This window comes from Iocasia fonsfrigidae (genome assembly GCF_017751145.1).
In the GTDB taxonomy this organism is placed as follows: domain Bacteria; phylum Bacillota; class Halanaerobiia; order Halanaerobiales; family DTU029; genus Iocasia; species Iocasia fonsfrigidae.
The window spans coordinates 539,538-558,891 of the sequence record NZ_CP046640.1; the positions used below are offsets into that span (position 1 = coordinate 539,538).

Here is a 19,354-nt window from a genome sequence, read left to right on the forward strand (position 1 = left end):
TTAAAAAATGATGCGTTCAATGTATGCCGGTGTTTCCGGTCTTAAGGCACATCAAACTAGAATGGATATTGTTGGTAATAATATTGCAAATGTTAATACTACAGGATATAAAGCCAGTAGGGCTACTTTTAAGGAGATGATCAGTCAGACACTACAGGGTGCTAAAGCGGCTCAGGATAACCGCGGTGGGATGAACCCACAGCAGGTTGGTCTTGGTGTTATGTTAGGGAGTATTGATACTGATCTTACCCAGGGCAATCTGCAGTCAACAGGTCGGGGTGATGACCTGGCCATTGCTGGTAATGGTTATTTTGTAGTTAATGACGGCAGTCAGAATTACTATACCAGGGCAGGTGCCCTTACCACTGATAATCAGGGTAATCTGGTTAATTCATCTAATGGCTATATTATGCAGGGGTGGATGGCTGATGACTACGGAAATATTAATACCAGTGGTGAGCCTGAAGGGCTTCTAATTCCAGTGGGGGCAACAATGAGCCCACAGGCCACTGCCAATGCTTATTTTCAGGGTAACTTTGATAGTAATACCGCTGGTGGTACAAACTGGACAAGTACGATCAATATATTTGATTCCCTGGGGGAAATGCATACAGTAACAGTTGATTTTACGCGTCAGGTACAGTCACCCCCAACAACTGGTACTATTGATTTTGGCGCCTGGACGCTACAGGCCGATGCTGGTTCGCCTGACGCTGATTTAAATGGTATTACTTTTGCCTTTGGTGCCGATACAGATACAGGACCAGCTTATAGCTATGACCCAGATTCTAAGACTTTTACATTCACTGGTGATTGGGATGGTAGTTCTGTAGCTGCACCAACAATAGCACAATTAGAGGGTTTTATAAACGGTCAATTAGGTGCTGGTAGTGTGACTTTAACTACTACTGGTACTTATGATGCAGCTGACCTGGCTGATGCTGATGATTTAAAAATGTCAGCCCCGGCTGACAACCGCTGGAATTATACAGTAGATGTTTCTGATGGATCGATTAATTCTGGTGGTAGTGGTAGTATTTCCTTTAATCCAGATGGTACTATTAGTAGTGGTGGTACATCTAATATAAACTTTGATCCTGCTGGTGGAGCAGCAGCTGGTCAGGAGGTTACTTTAGATTTCTCGGAGATAACACAGAGTTCAGCCTCCACTAAAGAGGAGGAGAATAAGACTTCGGTTACAAAAAAGAGGGCAGACGGTCATTCGATGGGTTCACTGCAGTCCTATAGTATTAATAGTGCCGGGGAACTTATTGGTGGTTTTTCAAATGGATTAAAAAGGAAACTGGGGCAGCTTGCCATAAGTAGTTTTACTAATCCTGCTGGGCTGACCAGAGAGGGAGGAAGCCTTTATTCTGAATCACAGAACTCCGGTATGGCCCAGATTGGTACTGCTAGTACACTAGGTAGAGGGAAAATAGTAGCTGGTAATTTAGAGATGTCCAATGCGAATTTATCTGACCAGTTTACAGATATGATAACTACTCAGCGCGGTTTCCAGGCCAATTCCAAGATAATTACCACCACTGATGAGATGCTGCAGGAACTGGTCAATCTAAAGAGATAGTAAGCTGAGTTCCACTTAAAGATACTTAATCCCAAGCTTGGTGTTGAGTTCTGCCAGCGAGTCTTGTGATAGAGTGTGCTATTTAAGTGTTCAAAATATATTTGCCAGAGGTAAATGATAATAAAAAAAGGGGTGGTTAGATGGTTAAATTGAAGAAAATAAATGGAGAAGAGATAGTTGTTAATGCAAGGTTGATTGAGACTGTTCAGGCCACCCCTGATACAGTTATCACATTAACAACAAATAAAAAGATTCTGGTAATGGATGATGTAGATGATATAGTAGAGAAGGTAATAGACTATCATCAAAAAATATTTTCTAATGTTAGCATAGAAAAGGGGTGAGACAAATGGACCTGGCTACACTTATAGGAATAATATTTGGGGTTACTCTCCTTGGTGGGGCTATAGTAATGGATGGGAATGCTATAATCTTTTACAACTTAAGGTCGATCTTGATTGTAATTGGTGGTACCCTGGCTGGAACAATGATTAGTTATTCCCTGGGTGAACTATTGAAGATCCCTGCCCTGGTCAGGATTGCTTTTCAAACACATCAATTAGATTCAGATGAGATTATTGATTTGATGGTTGGTTTTGCTGAAAAGGCCAGGAGAGAAGGCCTGTTGGCCCTGGAACAGGATGTTGTCAATATTAATGATGATTTCTTGCAGAAGGGTATCCAGCTGGTTGTTGATGGTACTGATCCAGAACTGGTAAGGAATATTATGGAGACTAAACTTACCTTTCTGGAGGAGAGACATGGTAAAGGACGTAGTATTATGGCTACAATGGGACAATTGGCCCCGGCCTTTGGAATGATAGGTACTTTAATTGGATTAATTCAGATGCTTAGTGAACTGGATGATCCATCAAAACTAGGTGGGGGTATGGCTGTTGCCCTGATCACAACACTCTATGGGGCTTTACTGGCTAATCTACTCTTTATTCCCTTAGCTGGTAAACTAAAGGAACGTAGTGAAGATGAGATCTTGACCAAGGAAGTTATTATTGAAGGTGTTCTCTCTATTCAGGCTGGTGAAAACCCGCGTATTGTAGATGAAAAACTGAGGGCCTTCCTGGCTGAAGATGTTCATACTGGTCAGTCAGCAGGGGCAGAGATGGATACAATGGCGGTGGGAGATAATGCCTAAATTACAAAGAAAAAAAGAAGAAGGAAATAATGGTTCACCTGCCTGGATGGTTACTTTTAGTGACTTGATGACACTGCTTTTGGTCTTTTTTGTTCTCCTCTATTCCTTTTCAGTAATGGATATTGAGAAGTTTGAGGGCTTTATGTCTGCCTTTCAGGCCCAGCTTGGTGTACTAGATGGTGGGAAAACTATTAATGATGAAAGCCTTGTTGCCCGAGGTAATATTGCTCAACGATTTAATCCCTCACTCCAGAATTTTAATAAGGTTATGGGTGAAATGAGTACTTATATCGAACAGGAGGGTTTAAATGACAGGGTTGAGATGGAACTAACTGAAAGAGGACTGGTCGTCAGATTAACAGGCCAGGTTTTATATGATGTTGGTAAGGCTGAACTCAAGGTTGGTGGTAAGAACCTCCTGGATGAAATAGCTAAGTTGCTAAAAGATATTCCTAATGATATTATGGTTGAAGGTCATACAGATAACTGGCCGATAAACAATGCAGACTTCCCTTCTAACTGGGAATTGTCTACCACCAGGGCGACTAATGTTGTAAGATATTTCATGGAAAATACAGCGATAGAGCCGTCCAGGTTAATGGCTGCCGGTTATTCAGAATACAGACCACTATTTGAGAATGATACAGTAGAACACCGGGCCAAGAACCGGAGGATAGAAATAGTAATCTTAAATACATTACATAATACGGACCTTGAAGGGAGGTAATTAAGATGGCAAATGAGGGTTTGAGTTTTAAGAGTATACTAGGGATTGCCCTGTTAATGGTGGTGATTGCCATTGGTACCAGTTATGGTTTTATGAAATTCATAACAACTAATGATAATTCACAGACGCTTAATGAAAATGCTATTGGACCTACTTATTCCCTGGGTGACTTTGTAGTTAATCTCTCTGGAACCAGGGGTTATCAGTATATTAGAGCCAGTATTGTAGTGGAGGTTAGTACAGATAATGTGATTACTGAACTGGAAAAAAGGAGTCCACAGGTAAGAGATAGTATTATCGGAATCCTGCGAGACCAACAGGTTGCTGATATTGAAGAACCAGGAGCCAGGGTTATTAAGAATAGGCTGATCACAAAGTTAAATGATATATTGAGGACAGGGGATATTACCCAGGTCTGGTTTACTCAATTAGTTGTACAATAGGGGGAGAAACAGATGGCTGATGTTTTAAGTCAAAATGAAATAGATTCTCTGCTGACAGCACTTTCCTCCGGGGATGTTGATGTTGAAGAGATAAAAAAAGAGACTGAGAATCAGGCGGTTAAGGCTTATGATTTTCGGCGGCCGGATAAATTATCCAAGGAACAAATGCGTACACTGCAGATGATTCATGAAAATCTTGCCCGGTCTTTAACTACCATTCTTTCTACTCAGCTTAGAACAATGGTTGATTTTGATGTTGCTTCAATAGAACAGATAACATATGAGGAATTTATTAGGTCATTACCTGAACCGACAATAATTGGGATCAGTGACCTGGAACCATTTAAAGGGCAGTTTATTTTTGAGTTAAATCCAGATATAGGTTTTGCAGTAATTGACCGCTTATTTGGTGGTTTTGGGAAATCTAATTTTACTTCCCGGCCTTTTACAGATATAGAGAAGGTTGTATTTAAGAGGGTAATCAACTGGATCCTCAGTGGATTTCCAGAAGCCTGGGAAAATATTGTCAGGGTTAATCCTGTATTAAGGGATATCGAATCAAATCCCCAGTTTACCCAGATTGTACCCAGTAATGATATGACTATTCTGATTACTTTGATGGCAAGAATAGGTGATAGTGAAGGACTAATTAATATATGTATTCCTTATATTATGATTGAACCGATTGTACCGAAATTAAATGCCCAACAGTGGTTCTCAAATACCAGGTCAGAACAAACCGCCCAGCATATTAATACCTTGAAAAACAAGATAAAACGCACCTCGCTTGATGTCTATGCAGAACTGGGTGGGGCTGAGTTAACTGTTTCCGAACTTCTCTATCTTCAAAAGGGTGATGTTATAAAATTAGATAAGAGATCATCTGATAATATTGATATTAGAATAGGTAAATATGTTAAATTTAAAGGTATACCAGGGAAAGCCAACAAACACCTGGCTATGAAGGTGGTTGAAGTAGTAGATACGGGAGAGGAAGGTGAAGAAGACGATGAGCAATGATGATAGAAAAGAATTATTATCCCAGGAAGAGATTGATGCTTTAATTAATGATGAGGATAGTCAGGAAGAATCGGTCACAGAGAATAATGCTGTTCAAGAAGGGCTAACAGATAATATGAAAGATGTTCTTGGTGAGGTTGGTAATATTGCCATGGGGTCAGCCGCTACTGCCCTGTATACAATACTTGATCAGAAGGTTGATATTACCACACCTAATGTGAGACAGTCTACTATTACTGAGATTATGGCTGAGTATGAGCGGCCCTGTGTTCTGGTACAGGTAGAGTATGTTGAGGGTATTGAAGGAATGAATATCCTGATCATCAAAGAAGAGGATGCCGCTATTATTGCTGATTTAATGATGGGTGGTGACGGCTCTAATGTAACAGAGGATTTAGATGATATTCATCTCAGTGCTGTTTGTGAGGCTATGAATCAGATGATGGGTTCGGCGGCCACTTCTATGTCGAGTATTATTAATGAAGTAGTTAATATTTCTCCACCAGAGGTAGAATATATTGAGGTAGAAGAGGTTATTGATGTAATCAAGGACTATTTTGATAGTGAAGAACCTTTGGTTGATACCTCCTTTAGGTTAAAGGTGGGGGATCTTATTGATAGTAGTTTTAAACAGATATCTAAACTTGATTTCTCTAAAAGATTGGTTGCTCAACTAATGAAACACGAAAGCGGTCTGGCAGCAAAGGACTGGGATGTTGATGAAGAGAAAATACTTGAAGGTGAAATAGATGATAAGCAAGAGGAAACAAAAGTAGGTGTTGATAGTAATACTATGAGAACTGGAGGGGAGAGCCAGATGGCGAATTCCGGGAATGTAACAAAGGGTGAACAGACTGGTGTTAAAAGGGCCCAGTTTCCTGATTTTGATAGTAATACAGCTGCTCCTTTACCACACAATATGGAACTTATTCAAGATGTACCATTACAGGTTACAGTACAGCTGGGTAAGAACAGGATGACAATCAAGCAGATTCTGGAACTGGGAGAGGGTTCCATAGTAGAACTCGATAAACTGGCCGGGGAACCTGTGGATTTACTGGTCAATGGTAAGTTAGTGGCTAAAGGTGAAGTAGTTGTTATTGATGAGAGCTTTGGTTTCAGGGTCAAGGATATTATTAGCCCAATGGACAGGATCAATAATATTTAGTTATTAAGGAGCTATAGATAATGAATATTCCTTGGGAGATTGCCAAGATTAGTTTTTATTTACTACTGGTACTGGGATTGATATATTTGCTGGCTTACTTTTTGAAAAATAATATCAGTAGGAGTGGTAAGGGTAAGCAGATTAAGGTTATTGAACAGGTATATCTTTCTCCCAAAAAAAGCCTTGCTTTGATTACTGTCCATAATACTATCTTCTTAATAAGTAATAGTAATGAAAAGGTCAGTGTTTTAAAGACCTGGGACAGCAAGGATTTTCCAGAGCTAAAAGATGAGATGGGAAAAAGGGCTTCATTTAAAGAATACTTCCAGCAAATAATTAATGACAATAGGCGTGGTAGTGATGATTAGAAAAAATATAATAGCCTTTACTTTGATTATTTTATTAATTTCAATAATTGCCCAGCCAGTTCAGGCAGATGAATTTCAGTTACCTGACCTGCGTCTGGAAATAAGTAATCCTGATGGGGGAACCCAGGGAGAAGATCTGGTCTTGTCGCTGCGTATATTATTACTTTTAACAGTACTATCCCTGGCGCCAGCTATTCTGGTAATGCTTACTTCTTTTACCAGAGTTATAATTGTCCTGTCTTTGATCCGTACTGCGATGGCAACTAGGCAGATGCCTCCTAATCAGGTTTTAATTGGTTTAGCAATTTTTATTACTGTTTTTATAATGGCACCTGTCTGGCAGCAGGTAAATACTGATGCCTTACAGCCGTATCTTCAGCAGGAGATAGATACAGAGACCATGTATGAGAGAGGAATTAGCCCGATCAGAGAATTTATGTTTAAGCAGACTAGAGAAAAGGATCTCTCACTTTTTGTTGACATGGCTGAGATAGAAAGACCTAATAATCGTGATGATATACCAACTTACGTATTGATTCCATCATTCGTAATCAGTGAGTTTAAGACTGCTTTTCAGATTGGTTTTATGATTTATATTCCCTTTTTAATGATCGATATGATTGTAGCCAGTACCCTGATGTCGATGGGGATGATGATGCTACCGCCAGTAATGATCTCTATTCCCTTTAAGATATTACTCTTTGTACTGGTTGATGGGTGGTATCTGGTAATTGAATCATTGATTAATACCTTTAATTAGAATAGGTGATTATTATGGATCAAGGTGTTGTAATTGATATTGGGCGAAATGCCCTGACAGTGGTCTTGATGATTATTGCCCCTATGCTGGGATTTGGCCTTATAACAGGTCTGCTGGTGGCTATTTTTCAGGCTACAACACAGATTCAGGAACAGACCCTGGCCTTTATACCCAAGATTCTGGCAGTTCTTATTTCTATGGCCATTTTTGGCCCCTGGATGTTATCGACCATGGTTGATTTTATCACAAGGCTGTTTAATTCAATACCACAGTTAATCGGTTAGGATGACTGTAAATGGGACTTCAAAATATATTTAGCAATTATACTTATGTTTTTATCTTAATTATGGTCAGGTATATTGGTATGTTTTTATCTGCCCCTATTCTAGGAAGTAGGGTAATTCCACGGCGGGTAAGGGTTGGCTTTGTGTTTTTTCTGGCCCTCATTACTATGCCGCTATTGATGGATTCACAGGCAGTTGCCATACCTGACTTTCCATTACTTATTGTCCTGACTGTAATACGTGAGTTAGCAGTTGGTCTAAGTATTGGTTTTATTTCCTTTCTGGTATTTGCAGCTATTCAGCTAGCCGGACAGTTTATTGACCTGAGAATGGGTTTTGCTATGGCTAAGGTTGTGGATCCTATTAATGGCTCTTCTGATGCACCAATTATTGGTCAGTTTAAAAATACCCTGGCTATCTTAATGTTTCTAGCTATTAATGGGCATCATATCTTAATCAGGGCTGTTTATCATTCATATAATATTATCCCACTGGGGGAGGCAGTTTTTACTGCTTCTAGCTTAAAGTATATTTTCTCTGTTTCTGCTGAGATTTTTCAGTTGGCTATTATGATTGCTTTACCTGTTATGGGGACAATTTTTGCAGCAGATATTATTTTTGGTTTTTTAGCCAGGTCGATGCCTCAGATGAATATCTTTATCATTGGACTGCCGATGAAGATCATTATTGGTTTTATAGTTTTAATCCTATCGATTCACTACTCCCTGTACTATATTGAGGACTTATTTTATAATATGTATCAACAATTATTTGAACTTATAAAATTACTGGGTTAAGGTAAAGGGGGGAGAATAATGGCCAAAGACAGTTCAACAGGTGAAAAGACGGAGGCCCCAACGCCGAAGAAACTAAAAGAGGCCAGAGAAGAGGGACAGGTTGCTAGGAGTCAGGAACTGGGCACAGCCTTTACCCTGTTAGCTAGTTTTCTGGTTTTGCACTTTGCCTTTAAAGAAATGTTGTTTTCTATGGCTGGCAGAATGAGGTTTATTATCTCTATGGATAGTATTCCTGAGCTAGATAAGAATTCGGTCTTTGTCCTTTTGATGGACGGCTTTGTCTATATAGCAAAACTGGTAGCACCAGTAATGCTGGCCTCTGCTATAGTAGGTGGCCTGGTTTGTTTCCTTCAGGTAGGGCCATTATTAACACCAAAGGTAATCTTGCCCAAATTCAGTAAGATAAATCCGATATCTGGTTTTAAAAGATTGTTTTCTCTTAAAGCACTGATGGAACTGGGGAAATCACTGGCCAAAATTTTTGTTATTTCCTTGATAACTTTTTTCCATTTACGTCTAGCCTGGCCTAAGCTACTTACTACAACCCAGCAGGGATTTGAACCAGCCCTACTGTTTATAGCTGATTTAATCTTCAGGGTTGGTATCAGTGTGATTATCTTTCTTATTATCCTGGGTGTAATTGATTTTATTTATCAAAAATATGATCATACTAAAAACTTGAAGATGTCCAAATATGAAGTAAAACAGGAGCGCAAGGAACAGGAGGGTGACCCCCAGATAAAATCCAAGCGTCGTCAGAAACAGCTGCAGATGAGTTTAAATAGAATGATTCAAGCCCTGGAAGAGGCTGATGTGGTTATCACTAACCCTACTCACATTGCAGTTGCTTTGAAGTTTGATATTGATACCATGGATGCCCCGGTAGTAGTAGCCAAGGGTGAGGGGTATCTAGCCCAGAAGATAAAAGAAAAGGCCCGTGAGTTTGAGATAGAGATAGTGGAGAACAAACCACTGGCCAGGTCTCTAAATGCAGCAACTGAAATAGGTGATGAGATACCAGTAGACCTCTACCAGGCCGTTGCTGAAGTACTAGCCTTTGTATTTAAAAATAATCATAGATATTAATTAATATATATCGAAAGGGGATTATCCTGTGCCATCTACATCTACATCCAGTACCAGAAACTTAGTAATTAAACAATTGAATGCAAATAGTGATATTTTATTTGCCCTGGCTGTAGTGGGGATTATTGTTATGTTTATTATCCCACTACCAGCCTTTGTAATGGATATTATGCTGGCTACCAATATTACCTTTGCTATGGTAGTAATACTGGTCACAATTTATAATACAGAACCCTTGAACCTATCTGTTTTCCCATCATTACTATTGTTTGCTACCATCTTCCGTCTAGGTCTAAATGTTTCTACGACCCGGCTTATTCTGGGAAAGGGATATGCTGGTAAGGTTATTAACAGCTTTGGAAATTTTGTGGTTGGTGGTAATTATGTAGTTGGACTGATTATCTTTCTTATCCTGGTAGTTATTCAGTTTATCGTTATTACCAAGGGTGCTGAGAGGGTGGCTGAGGTTGCAGCCCGTTTTACCCTGGACGCTATGCCTGGTAAACAGATGAGTATTGATGCAGATTTAAATGCCGGTATTATTAATGAACAGCAGGCTAAACATGAAAGGGAGAAGATACGGCAGGAGGCAGATTTTTACGGGGCTATGGATGGTGCTAGTAAGTTTGTTAAGGGCGACGCTATTGCCTCAATTATCATCACCATTATTAATATCATCGGTGGTTTGGTTATTGGGGTCTTACAACAGGGAATGCCGCTGGTAGATGCAGCCCAGAATTATACCCTCTTAACAGTTGGTGATGGTCTGGTCAGCCAGATACCAGCCTTATTAATCTCTACTGCCACAGGACTGGTAGTTACTAGAGCAGCCTCTGATATGAATATGGGGGAGGAGTTAACTGGACAGTTAACAGCCCAGCCTAAAGCCCTTTTTATTGCTTCCGGGGTGTTGGCGGTACTGGGACTAATGCCTGGTCTGCCAGCGGTTCCCTTTTTAACCCTGGCTGCTATTATTGGCCTGGTAGGCTATCTCTTAAGTACAAGGGTAGTGAGGGAAGAAGAGACTGCTGCTACTGAAGAAGAGATACAGCAGACACAGCGTCCTCTGGCTGAAGAATTAACGAGTCTGGTTAAGGTTGACCCCCTGGAAGTAGAAGTGGGATACAACCTGATCTCCCTGGTTTTACCGGAACAGGGCGGGGATTTCCTGGACAGGGTGGCTATGGTTAGGAGACAGATGGCCCTTGAGATGGGAATGGTTATCCCGGCAGTCAGGATACTTGATAACCTTCAACTGGATGCTAATACTTACCGGATTAAGCTTAAAGGTGTTGAACTTAGCAGGTATGAAATCCTACCTGACCATTATCTGGCTATGGATTCTGGCATGACCAGTAAAAAGATAAAGGGTGTTGAAACAAAGGAACCAGCCTTCGGCACTCCAGCTATCTGGATTACTGAGGGTCAGAAAGATGAAGCAGAAATGGCTAATTATACAGTTGTTGATCCTCCATCTGTGATGGCGACCCACCTGACAGAAATTATCAGGGAACATGCCCATGAATTATTGGGCAGACAGGAAGTAAAAGACATGGTGGATAAACTGAAAGAAGATTACCCAGCAGTAATTGATGAATTGTTACCAGATTTAATGACAACTGGCGAGATTCAAAAGGTCTTACAAAATTTACTCTGGGAAGGTATCCCGATCAAAAATATGGTAGCTATCCTGGAAACACTGGCTGACTATGCACCTAAGACCAAGGATGTCCAACTCCTTACCGAATATGTTAGACAGGGTCTGGCCCGTCAGATTACTAATATGTATCAGGCCAGTGATGGTACCCTTTATGTGATAACTCTGGATCCACAGTTAGAGGATAGACTGGCACAGTCCTTACAGGAAACTGATCAGGGTAATTATTTGACCCTTGAGCCGTCACAGACTCAGCAGTTATTGGAAAAAATCGGAACACAGATACAGGCTTTACTGGAGCAGGGGCATGACCCTATTTTATTAACTGCCCCCATGCTAAGAAGACCGTTAAAGGAACTAACCTTTCGCTCACTTAAAGAATTAGTTGTTATCTCATATAATGAACTTGATACCCATATTAATATAGAGGTTCTAGGGACGGTGAAATAATTTGAAGGTAAAAAAATATGTTGCCGAAACAATGCAGGATGCTATTTTTAAAGTCAAAGCTGATCTGGGTCCAGAGGCTATTATCCTTGATACCAATAAGTTTAAAAAAGGCGGTTTCTTAGGTTTTTTTACTAAGACGATGGTAGAGATTATAGCTGGTGTAGAGGAAAAGAAAAGGGAATTTAAACAGAATAATAATAATTTTGCCCTACAGGAAATAAATGACCTGAAAAATATGGTTACTGAGATACATAAAAGCTGGCAGAATGATGAGTTTTTAAGCCATTTATCAGAGGAATTACTTGAGATTTATCAGCACTTCAATCAGCAGGAGGTAAATGAGGAACTGGCTAAAGGATTTATCAAAGTGATTAAAGAAAATAAAATAGTTCCCGGGGAGATAAACAGTCAGTTAGATGCTGTTTTACAGGAATATATTGGTGAGTGTCAATTGATTTCAACTGATGATAGTCAAAAGGTGATCGGTTTTGTCGGCCCTACCGGAGTAGGCAAGACTACTACTATTGCCAAGCTGGCTGCCCATTTTACACTTGATGAGGGGAAAAAGGTCTGTCTGATCACTACAGATACCTACCGGATAGCAGCTGTTCAGCAGTTACAGACCTATAGTGATATTATAAATATTCCTTTACATGTAGCTTATAATGAACAAGAACTGGTCAAGCTGATCAGGTTTGATTTAAAGGATAAATATGACTTAATTTTAATAGATACTGCTGGCAGCAGTTGGAAAGACGGCATCCAGCTTGGTAAATTAAAGACTTTACTGAAGAGGGAGCTGGTTGATGAAATACACCTGATGATTAGTTTAAATACCAGGAGTAATATAATCAGAGAGGTTATTAAGGGTTTTTCCCTGTTAAAACCAGACAAACTTATTTTAACCAAACTGGATGAAACCAGTGTTTACGGGGATATTATCAATATAAAAAATATAAGTAAACTGCCCTATTCCTATATAACAATTGGTCAGGATGTACCCGATGATCTTGAAGCAGCCAGGGCGGAGCTTTTAACCGGCTATCTGACCGGTGGTCTTAATGTTTGACCAGGCAGCCAACTTGCGTAAAAAAGTAGATGATAAAGCAGGGATAAACAACGGTAGTAGAATGATTGCTATTGCCAGTGGTAAAGGTGGGGTAGGCAAGAGCAATATAGCTGTCAATATAGGTCTGGCCTTGGGGAAGAACAATAAAAGGGTATTACTGATGGATGCTGACCTGGGAATGGCTAATATAGATGTTCTACTGGGGTTAACTGCCAAATATAACCTCAGTCATGTATTACATGGTGAATGCAGCTTGACTGATGCCCTACTGCAGGGACCAGGTGGACTAGATATACTACCAGGCACTTCCGGTGTTGAAGAATTATTAAATATAGACCAGAGACAGGTCAAAAGGCTTATTGCTGTCTCTTCTCAGATGGGGGCAGTTTATGATATAATATTAGTAGATATTGGCGCCGGGATACATAGTAGTAATATTAATTTTATTTCGGTCTGTGATGAGGTCTTAATCGTTTTAACCCCGGAACCAACAGCGATTATGGATGCCTACAGTCTGATTAAGATCCTTTATAATCACAGCCTGGATTGTGATATTGGGCTGTTAATTAACCAGGTTAATTCTCAACAGGAAGGTGAATCTGTTACCCGGCGGATGAAAAAGGTAATTAGAGCTTACCTGGGTATAGAGGTAGAATTAATAGGTTTAGTACCATTTGATAAACATATTCGTCAGGCTGTTAAAAAGCAGCAGGCCCTTTTAGAGCTTTATCCAGGGAGTAAGTCAGGACAGGCCTTTTTAAGGGCAGGACAGAAGCTGATGGATTTTGAAAAAAAAGGAAGAAATTTACCAGCAAAGGCAGGATTTGTGAGTCGTTTGTTGAATTTATTTAAGTAAGGGAATTCTATAATTGGGATATGAATATGAATGGGTGATAGATGGTGAGTGAACACAAATTAGAGGTTAACCAAAATTTTGAACTTGTGGTAAGAGATAGTTCTTTTCAAGGTAATTACTTGAGTAAAATATCTGATATTAGTGGTGGTAGAATTAAAGTAACTGCTCCTTTTGTCCACGGTGAGGTAGTACCCTTAAGAATTAATATGGGTGTTGAAATGTATTTTACGGCAGAAATGGCTGCCTATGCCTATAAAACAAAAATCGTTGACAGGGAAATGGGAAAAATCCCACTGCTGGTTCTTGCTTACCCAGATCTTAAACAGCGTATCCAACGTCGTGAATTCTTTCGTTTAGAGGTTAAAGAGAAAGTATTTTACCGTCTGCTGGATAGGGAACTGCAAGCAATTACTGAGTTAAAAGAGACCACAACTATTGATATTAGTGGTGGGGGATTAAAAATGGTTTTTGATCATGTCAAAGATAGTAATAATGACATACATAAGGGTAGGCTGATGGAATTATTCCTACAGATACCAGAACTGGAGGATACGGCTATTATATCAAAGGTGGTTAATGTTTTTGACCTGCCGGAAGGTATTGCAATTGGGATTAAATTTGTGGAGATAGATAACTATGTTCGAGAAAAGATTATTAGTTGGTTATTTGATTATCAGCGGGAATTACGTCAGAGGGGTATGTTATAAATGAGGGAAAAGGTATTTATAGCGTTACTGTTGGCTACAATTGCTTATTTAATTATTATTATTTCAGGAATTATAATGGATTTATCTCTAGAAATTATTTTATCTAAAGGTATTGTTGGATTAATAATAATAGCTGTTATAAGTTTTGTTTTTATTTCAATTATGGAAAGTACTGCTGTGCTAGAGGAAGAAGATGAACTTACAACTGTTGTAGAAGAGAATGAAGTTAGTAGTAAAGAAGGTACAGTAGTGGAGCCTGCAGCAGATTTTTCTCCCCTGGAAGTACCTGTAGTTGAGAGTGTTGGTGGAGAAAAAAATGTTGAATAAATAGTAATTTGTAGCAAGAATGGAGGGGAGAAGTTATGCCACTTGCGGATAAGGAAGTAGCAGAGATAGAATTATGGCGGGAGTTTAAAGAAAATGATTCCCAGGCTGCCCGACAGGAATTAATTATTAAATATCTCCCTCAGGTTAAATACCAGGCTGGTAGGTTAAAGATGATTGTACCTGATTTTATAGAGCAGGATGACCTGGAGAGTTATGGGGTAATAGGATTGATTGATGCCCTATATAAGTTTGATTACCGAAAGGGAATTAAGTTTAAAACCTATGCCAGCAGGAGGATCCGGGGAGAGATTATTGACTATCTCCGTAAGCTGGACTGGCTGCCTCACTCAGTACGCCGGGAGGGTAAGCAATTAAAGTCTGCTGCTGATAGATTTTTTCAGAAATACGGCAGGCGCCCTTCTGTTGATGAACTAGCAACAGCTCTTAATATCTCTAAAGAAAAGGTCAGCAAACTATATTATCAGATTTATTCCTCTCAGTGGGTTTCTGTCCATGAAGAGATAGGTGATGTGGAATTACTTGATCTACTAAAGGAAGACCAGAAGAGTCAACCTGAAGTAGTTTATCATAGAAAAAACAGTGAAAGATTACTGTCAGAGGCCATTGAACATTTGAATGAATCTGAACGATTGGTTATTTCTTTATATTATTATGAAGGCCTCACTCAGGCGGAAATTGCTGAAGTTATGGAACTGTCTTCAGCCCGGGTTTCCCAGCTTCACAAAAAAGCTATTTATCGACTGAGGGGTTCACTAGCCCGCAAGAAAGAGCAGTTGTTGTAAGGAGGGTAAAATTTATGAGTGAAATGGTTCGAGTAACAGCGTCTAATCAAAAAAAAGCCCTGGAATTAGCCAGGGAGGAACTGGCAGCTAAGTTAGAGACTGAGCTGGAAGTCAATATTGAGCAGTTAGAAGTCAGACAGGTTGGTAAAAAGGGTGGTTTCTTAGGTTTTGGTGCTAAAAAGGTCTATCAGATTACTTTTAATGAAGAAGGATTGAGCCAGCGGGAGGAAGAAATCCTTGATATGACAACAGAAGGCCTGCAGATGGATGGTGCCTTTGAAATAAGGGTAGCTGATGAGGGTGTACTTTTGAAAGTAATACCCGCGGAAGGTGAAGGCGATCCTGTCAAATATCAGGCTGTTAAAGTTGCACTGGAGAAAAAGGAGATCGTACAGATTGACTGGCAGCTTGTTCAGGAGGCAGTCCATGAAGCAGACGATGAATGGATAAAGATTGCTCCTCGTTTGCCAGAACTTGATAAAGATGCTGAACTCAAAATTGAAATAAGTGATGATAAGTTAAGGGCCTTTATTAGTTATTTTCCGCCCCTAGGTGGTAAAGAACTCTCCACTGATGATATAGTCAGGATATTAAATGAAGAGAATATTAGTTTTGGTATTAAGGAAGAAAAGATAACTAGTCTGGTTAAAAGGGATAAAGAGGTAGAAAACCTATTAATTGCCGAAGGACGCCCCCCTGTAGAGGGTAGTGATGCTAAATTCATCTATCATTTTGAGAAAAATAAGGAGTCAATAGGTACTAAACGGGAAGATGGTAGTATTGATTACTATGACCTTGGTATTATCACCAATGTTAATCCCGGTGATGTTTTAGTGACCAAAGAAGCACCGCAGCCAGGTAAACCTGGTAAAACCATTACTGGAGAAGAAATACAACCGCCTGAACCTAAAGATAAGGAATTACCTGGGGGTAAGAATGTAGAACGGAAGGATGACAATACCCTTGTTGCTTCAATTGCCGGTCAGGTTGTTGTTGATGGGAATAAGATTAATGTTCTACCGATTTATGAGGTTAATGGTGATGTGGATTTAAGTACTGGTAATATAGATTTTGTCGGTAATGTAGTTGTTAAGGGTAATGTAATGGAAGGTTTTAAGGTGAAGGCCAGTGGTAATGTTGAAGTAAACGGCCATGTCTTTGCTGCTCATATTGATGCTGGTGGTAGTGTGATCATAAAAAAAGGTTTTGTTGGAAAAAACAAATACCATATTCATGCTCAGGGGGATGTACAGGCTAAATTTATAGAAAATGGTATCATCAAAACTGAACAGAGTTTGATTGTTACAGATGCTATTATGCACAGTCAAATTAGTGTTGGAAAGTCGGTTGAAGTAACCCAGAACAAGGGTTTGCTGGTAGGTGGCCTTACCAGGGCCAGTAATTTAATTGAGGCCAATATTATTGGCTCCCACCTGGCAACTGCTACCCAGCTTGAGGTGGGTATTGACCCTGAATTAAAAAATAAGATTAAAGAACTTGAAGAAGATATAAGTGAAACTAAGGTTAATCTGGATAAATCCCTGAAAGCCCTTGATATTTTAGAAAAATTAAAGAAACAGACCGGTAGTCTTCCCCAGGCCAAACAGTTGATGTATGTTAGGCTGCAGTCTACAACTAATAAACTGCAGGATGCTATCGATGAGAAAAAGGCTCAAGTGAAACAGCTAAATGAGAAATTTGACAATGTTGATGGTGGCAGGATTATAGTAAATAGGAAGATATACCCGGGTGTCAGTATAAGTATTGGAAAATCGCAGCTTAATGTTTATAATCCTATGAACGCTACCAGCTTTATTGAAAGGGAAGGGGATATTACCCAGGTACCAGTATAGGTGGTGAAAGAGAATGACTCAGCCTATTAATCCTAATACCAATATACCTATGTCTTTACGGGTAGAAAAGATTCAGCAGATGAAACAGGTACAGGCAGGCCAGGAAATGCACTTTGCCAATCAGGAGATGGAGATAGAGGAAGAACTAAAAAAACAGCGTATTAATGAAAATGAGGAGACTGCAGAAAGTAGGATCAGGGATAAGGATCAGGAAAAACAGGGCTCACAAGATAAAGAGGCTAAAGAGGAAGATGATCATAAGAAAAAGGAAAAACAATTAAAAAAGAAGAATGGTGATAAGGGGAGTATTATCGATGTTAAAGTATAGGTGTTTCCCTTCAGGGGTTGATTATATATGCCGTGGATATTAATAATTGTAGGGGTTTTACTGATAATTATGGGGGGATACCTCAAATATCAACAACTTAAATCCAGGGACAGGAAACGGCCGTCAGTAGATGGGGAATTTACAGATGAATATCTTAAACGGACCAATAAATTGAGGGAAATAGATGCTGAGCTTGACCGTTTACTCGAATCAATTGCCCTGAAAGAAAAGAAGATCAGGGAAAAACTGATTGATACTGAGCCAGCTATTTTGCAGACAAAACAGCTGCCGGTAGATAATAATTTCAAGAAATTATTAGCAGATAATTTTCAGGGGAAAACGGAACTGAAAAATAGTCAAGAAGGGAAGATTAGTTCTAAAAAAATAGAGAAGACTAATAGCAAATATAGTAGTGTATTTGCCTTGGCTGACAAGGGAATGGCTGTAGAAGATATTGCCCATAAGCTGGATCTGGGTATCAGGGAAACCAGCTTGATTTTAAAACTATACAGGAAAGAGGAAGATTCTGTTGTTTAAAAATGGCTATCTTAAGGAAATTATCCCTGATATGATCCTGGCTGCTGGTATTATCATCCTGCTTGCAGGTGTCTTCTCTTTTACAGGTTTTGATTACCTTCTGGAGCGAGGACCTCAGCTTAAAGAGGAGAATCCGGTGGTGGAGTTTGACTCTCGAACAGCTGATGAAATAGAATCGGCTGTGTTAGAACAAGAACAGGAAAGGGATAAAAAAGAAGTAGTTAAGACAAGGGAAAAAATCATAGACTCAGCATTGTTATTGACAATTCAGAATAAACCTGAACTGTTAGAAAATTATTTTAGTAAAGATGAGTTTTCTGCTAGTTTAGCTGTTGAATCAATTACGGGCAGTGTTAAAGATAATAAAGGGAAAGGTGATACAATTAATATCTTTATCCCGGAGGGTAGTTCTGGACTGGAGGTTGCCCGGATATTTGAGGAGAGTAATTTGATGACTTACCAGGACTTCAAACAGCTTTTACTGCTCTTTGATATTGAAACCAGAATTAAGGCTGGTAGTTACAGCTTTAAGAATAATAGTAGTGTTGCTGATATTTTAACAAAAATATTAATAAAATAAGGTGGTGAAAAAAGATGATCAAAGGATTATATACTGCTGCTTCCAGTATGTTAGCCAATCAGAATAAAATGAGCCTGATTTCCAATAACCTGGCTAATGTCAATACAACTGGCTATAAAAAGGATGAAGGAATTCAGGAGTCTTTTCCAGAGATGTTGATTTCCCGAATAGAAAAAGATAAAAAACCAAGAGCGATTGGTTCCCTGGGAACAGGTACCAGACTTCAGGAAACATATACAGATTTAACTCAGGGTTCTTTATATGCAACAGGTAATGAGCTGGATCTAGCTATTGACGGTGATGGTTATTTTGTGGTAGAGACACCTGAGGGTATTAGATATACCCGTAATGGTAATTTTACTTTAAATGATAATGGACAGATTGTGACTAATCAAGGGTATTTGGTTATGGGGGAAGAAGGACCTATGCAGACTATCCCCGGTAGGAATATCCAAATAGATGGTAGTGGCCAATTATATCTTGATAATTTGCGAGGGGACAGCTTTTTAGTTGTTAATTTTCCTAATACTGATCAGCTTACTAAGATAGGTGATAATCTCTATACTAGTGAAGTAGCAGGGGAAGAAGAACTGGCAGATTTTCAAATAAGACAGGGCTATCTGGAAAACAGTAATGTAAATGTAGTTCAAGAAATGGTTAAGATGATAGAAACAAATCGCTATTATACTGCTAATCAGAAGGTTATTACTGCTTATGATAGTACCTTAGACAAAGTAGTTAATAGTGTAGGAAGTATTGGATAATCAGCTGGACCTTTTAAGGGAGCTGAAAGGGG

At 39.4% G+C, this 19,354-nt stretch carries 23 protein-coding genes; all 23 read left to right on the forward strand.

Annotated elements, in window-relative coordinates; genetic code table 11:
- The first annotated feature begins 7 nt into the window (after positions 1–7).
- The 23 genes from GM661_RS02710 (at position 8) to flgF (ending at position 19,322) form a co-directional block, all read left to right on the forward strand.
- A complete protein-coding gene (locus tag GM661_RS02710) occupies positions 8–1,585 on the forward strand; it encodes a flagellar hook protein FlgE (RefSeq protein ID WP_230868632.1) in 1,578 nt (525 codons plus the stop codon).
- A 140-nt stretch (positions 1,586–1,725) separates the two neighbouring features.
- Complete coding sequence (locus GM661_RS02715; RefSeq protein WP_125987974.1) at positions 1,726–1,929, forward strand: flagellar FlbD family protein; 204 nt, start codon at positions 1,726–1,728, stop codon at positions 1,927–1,929.
- A gap of 5 nt (positions 1,930–1,934) precedes the next feature.
- Positions 1,935–2,738, forward strand: coding sequence for a motility protein A (locus GM661_RS02720; protein ID WP_230868633.1), 804 nt, complete (start codon positions 1,935–1,937; stop codon positions 2,736–2,738).
- On the forward strand, positions 2,731–3,465 hold the full coding sequence (locus tag GM661_RS02725) for a flagellar motor protein MotB (protein ID WP_230868634.1): 735 nt from the start codon (positions 2,731–2,733) through the stop codon (positions 3,463–3,465). Before GM661_RS02720 ends, GM661_RS02725 begins: the two co-directional genes overlap by 8 nt.
- 5 nt (positions 3,466–3,470) lie before the next feature.
- A complete protein-coding gene (locus tag GM661_RS02730) occupies positions 3,471–3,908 on the forward strand; it encodes a flagellar basal body-associated FliL family protein (RefSeq protein WP_230868635.1) in 438 nt (145 codons plus the stop codon).
- 12 nt (positions 3,909–3,920) lie between these two features.
- Entirely contained in the window at positions 3,921–4,928 is a 1,008-nt protein-coding gene (fliM, locus tag GM661_RS02735) for a flagellar motor switch protein FliM (RefSeq protein WP_230868636.1), read from the forward strand.
- Positions 4,906–6,096 (forward strand): flagellar motor switch phosphatase FliY, encoded by a 1,191-nt coding sequence (gene fliY / locus GM661_RS02740; RefSeq protein ID WP_230868637.1) that lies wholly within the window; start codon positions 4,906–4,908, stop codon positions 6,094–6,096. Before fliM ends, fliY begins: the two co-directional genes overlap by 23 nt.
- A gap of 20 nt (positions 6,097–6,116) precedes the next feature.
- A complete protein-coding gene (gene fliO / locus GM661_RS02745) occupies positions 6,117–6,464 on the forward strand; it encodes a flagellar biosynthetic protein FliO (RefSeq protein ID WP_230868638.1) in 348 nt (115 codons plus the stop codon).
- A complete protein-coding gene (gene fliP / locus GM661_RS02750; RefSeq protein WP_125987986.1) occupies positions 6,457–7,224 on the forward strand; it encodes a flagellar type III secretion system pore protein FliP in 768 nt (255 codons plus the stop codon). Before fliO ends, fliP begins: the two co-directional genes overlap by 8 nt.
- 14 nt (positions 7,225–7,238) lie before the next feature.
- On the forward strand, positions 7,239–7,508 hold the full coding sequence (gene fliQ, locus GM661_RS02755; RefSeq protein ID WP_125987988.1) for a flagellar biosynthesis protein FliQ: 270 nt from the start codon (positions 7,239–7,241) through the stop codon (positions 7,506–7,508).
- 11 nt (positions 7,509–7,519) lie between these two features.
- On the forward strand, positions 7,520–8,305 hold the full coding sequence (gene fliR, locus GM661_RS02760) for a flagellar biosynthetic protein FliR (RefSeq protein ID WP_230868639.1): 786 nt from the start codon (positions 7,520–7,522) through the stop codon (positions 8,303–8,305).
- A gap of 18 nt (positions 8,306–8,323) precedes the next feature.
- The gene (gene flhB, locus GM661_RS02765; protein ID WP_230868640.1) at positions 8,324–9,391 is read left to right on the forward strand and encodes a flagellar biosynthesis protein FlhB; all 1,068 of its coding nucleotides are present in this window, start codon (positions 8,324–8,326) and stop codon (positions 9,389–9,391) included.
- 28 nt (positions 9,392–9,419) lie between these two features.
- Positions 9,420–11,498: a flagellar biosynthesis protein FlhA gene (gene flhA / locus GM661_RS02770; RefSeq protein ID WP_230868641.1), complete on the forward strand. Its 2,079-nt coding sequence runs from the start codon at positions 9,420–9,422 to the stop codon at positions 11,496–11,498.
- Between the two features lies 1 nt (position 11,499).
- Positions 11,500–12,567, forward strand: coding sequence for a flagellar biosynthesis protein FlhF (locus GM661_RS02775; protein ID WP_230868642.1), 1,068 nt, complete (start codon positions 11,500–11,502; stop codon positions 12,565–12,567).
- A complete protein-coding gene (locus GM661_RS02780) occupies positions 12,560–13,423 on the forward strand; it encodes a MinD/ParA family protein (RefSeq protein ID WP_230868643.1) in 864 nt (287 codons plus the stop codon). Before GM661_RS02775 ends, GM661_RS02780 begins: the two co-directional genes overlap by 8 nt.
- A 44-nt stretch (positions 13,424–13,467) precedes the next feature.
- Complete coding sequence (locus GM661_RS02785; RefSeq protein ID WP_230868644.1) at positions 13,468–14,130, forward strand: flagellar brake protein; 663 nt, start codon at positions 13,468–13,470, stop codon at positions 14,128–14,130.
- The gene (locus GM661_RS02790; protein WP_230868645.1) at positions 14,131–14,457 is read left to right on the forward strand and encodes a hypothetical protein; all 327 of its coding nucleotides are present in this window, start codon (positions 14,131–14,133) and stop codon (positions 14,455–14,457) included.
- A 35-nt stretch (positions 14,458–14,492) separates the two neighbouring features.
- The gene (locus GM661_RS02795) at positions 14,493–15,260 is read left to right on the forward strand and encodes a sigma-70 family RNA polymerase sigma factor (protein ID WP_230868646.1); all 768 of its coding nucleotides are present in this window, start codon (positions 14,493–14,495) and stop codon (positions 15,258–15,260) included.
- A 14-nt stretch (positions 15,261–15,274) separates the two neighbouring features.
- Positions 15,275–17,113 (forward strand): DUF342 domain-containing protein, encoded by a 1,839-nt coding sequence (locus GM661_RS02800; protein WP_230868647.1) that lies wholly within the window; start codon positions 15,275–15,277, stop codon positions 17,111–17,113.
- Between the two features lie 13 nt (positions 17,114–17,126).
- Positions 17,127–17,441: a hypothetical protein gene (locus tag GM661_RS02805; protein ID WP_125988006.1), complete on the forward strand. Its 315-nt coding sequence runs from the start codon at positions 17,127–17,129 to the stop codon at positions 17,439–17,441.
- Positions 17,442–17,468: 27 nt separating this feature from the next.
- The gene (locus GM661_RS02810) at positions 17,469–17,978 is read left to right on the forward strand and encodes a DUF6115 domain-containing protein (RefSeq protein ID WP_230868648.1); all 510 of its coding nucleotides are present in this window, start codon (positions 17,469–17,471) and stop codon (positions 17,976–17,978) included.
- Positions 17,971–18,558 (forward strand): endolytic transglycosylase MltG, encoded by a 588-nt coding sequence (locus GM661_RS02815; protein ID WP_230868649.1) that lies wholly within the window; start codon positions 17,971–17,973, stop codon positions 18,556–18,558. Before GM661_RS02810 ends, GM661_RS02815 begins: the two co-directional genes overlap by 8 nt.
- Before the next feature lie 14 nt (positions 18,559–18,572).
- On the forward strand, positions 18,573–19,322 hold the full coding sequence (gene flgF / locus GM661_RS02820) for a flagellar basal-body rod protein FlgF (protein ID WP_230868650.1): 750 nt from the start codon (positions 18,573–18,575) through the stop codon (positions 19,320–19,322).
- Positions 19,323–19,354 lie beyond the last annotated feature (32 nt).

Bases quoted from the DNA above. Each gene is read 5' to 3' on its own strand.
- GM661_RS02795 (WP_230868646.1), top strand. From the start codon at position 14,493: ATGCCACTTGCGGATAAGGAAGTAGCAGAGATAGAATTATGGCGGGAG.
- GM661_RS02790 (WP_230868645.1), top strand. From the start codon at position 14,131: ATGAGGGAAAAGGTATTTATAGCGTTACTGTTGGCTACAATTGCTTAT.
- GM661_RS02810 (WP_230868648.1), top strand. From the start codon at position 17,469: ATGCCGTGGATATTAATAATTGTAGGGGTTTTACTGATAATTATGGGG.
- fliR (WP_230868639.1), top strand. From the start codon at position 7,520: ATGGGACTTCAAAATATATTTAGCAATTATACTTATGTTTTTATCTTA.
- fliO (WP_230868638.1), top strand. From the start codon at position 6,117: ATGAATATTCCTTGGGAGATTGCCAAGATTAGTTTTTATTTACTACTG.
- GM661_RS02800 (WP_230868647.1), top strand. From the start codon at position 15,275: ATGAGTGAAATGGTTCGAGTAACAGCGTCTAATCAAAAAAAAGCCCTG.
- GM661_RS02780 (WP_230868643.1), top strand. From the start codon at position 12,560: ATGTTTGACCAGGCAGCCAACTTGCGTAAAAAAGTAGATGATAAAGCA.
- GM661_RS02720 (WP_230868633.1), top strand. From the start codon at position 1,935: ATGGACCTGGCTACACTTATAGGAATAATATTTGGGGTTACTCTCCTT.
- GM661_RS02730 (WP_230868635.1), top strand. From the start codon at position 3,471: ATGGCAAATGAGGGTTTGAGTTTTAAGAGTATACTAGGGATTGCCCTG.
- GM661_RS02715 (WP_125987974.1), top strand. From the start codon at position 1,726: ATGGTTAAATTGAAGAAAATAAATGGAGAAGAGATAGTTGTTAATGCA.
- GM661_RS02805 (WP_125988006.1), top strand. From the start codon at position 17,127: ATGACTCAGCCTATTAATCCTAATACCAATATACCTATGTCTTTACGG.
- GM661_RS02710 (WP_230868632.1), top strand. From the start codon at position 8: ATGATGCGTTCAATGTATGCCGGTGTTTCCGGTCTTAAGGCACATCAA.
- flhB (WP_230868640.1), top strand. From the start codon at position 8,324: ATGGCCAAAGACAGTTCAACAGGTGAAAAGACGGAGGCCCCAACGCCG.
- fliM (WP_230868636.1), top strand. From the start codon at position 3,921: ATGGCTGATGTTTTAAGTCAAAATGAAATAGATTCTCTGCTGACAGCA.
- GM661_RS02725 (WP_230868634.1), top strand. From the start codon at position 2,731: ATGCCTAAATTACAAAGAAAAAAAGAAGAAGGAAATAATGGTTCACCT.
- fliQ (WP_125987988.1), top strand. From the start codon at position 7,239: ATGGATCAAGGTGTTGTAATTGATATTGGGCGAAATGCCCTGACAGTG.
- fliP (WP_125987986.1), top strand. From the start codon at position 6,457: ATGATTAGAAAAAATATAATAGCCTTTACTTTGATTATTTTATTAATT.
- flgF (WP_230868650.1), top strand. From the start codon at position 18,573: ATGATCAAAGGATTATATACTGCTGCTTCCAGTATGTTAGCCAATCAG.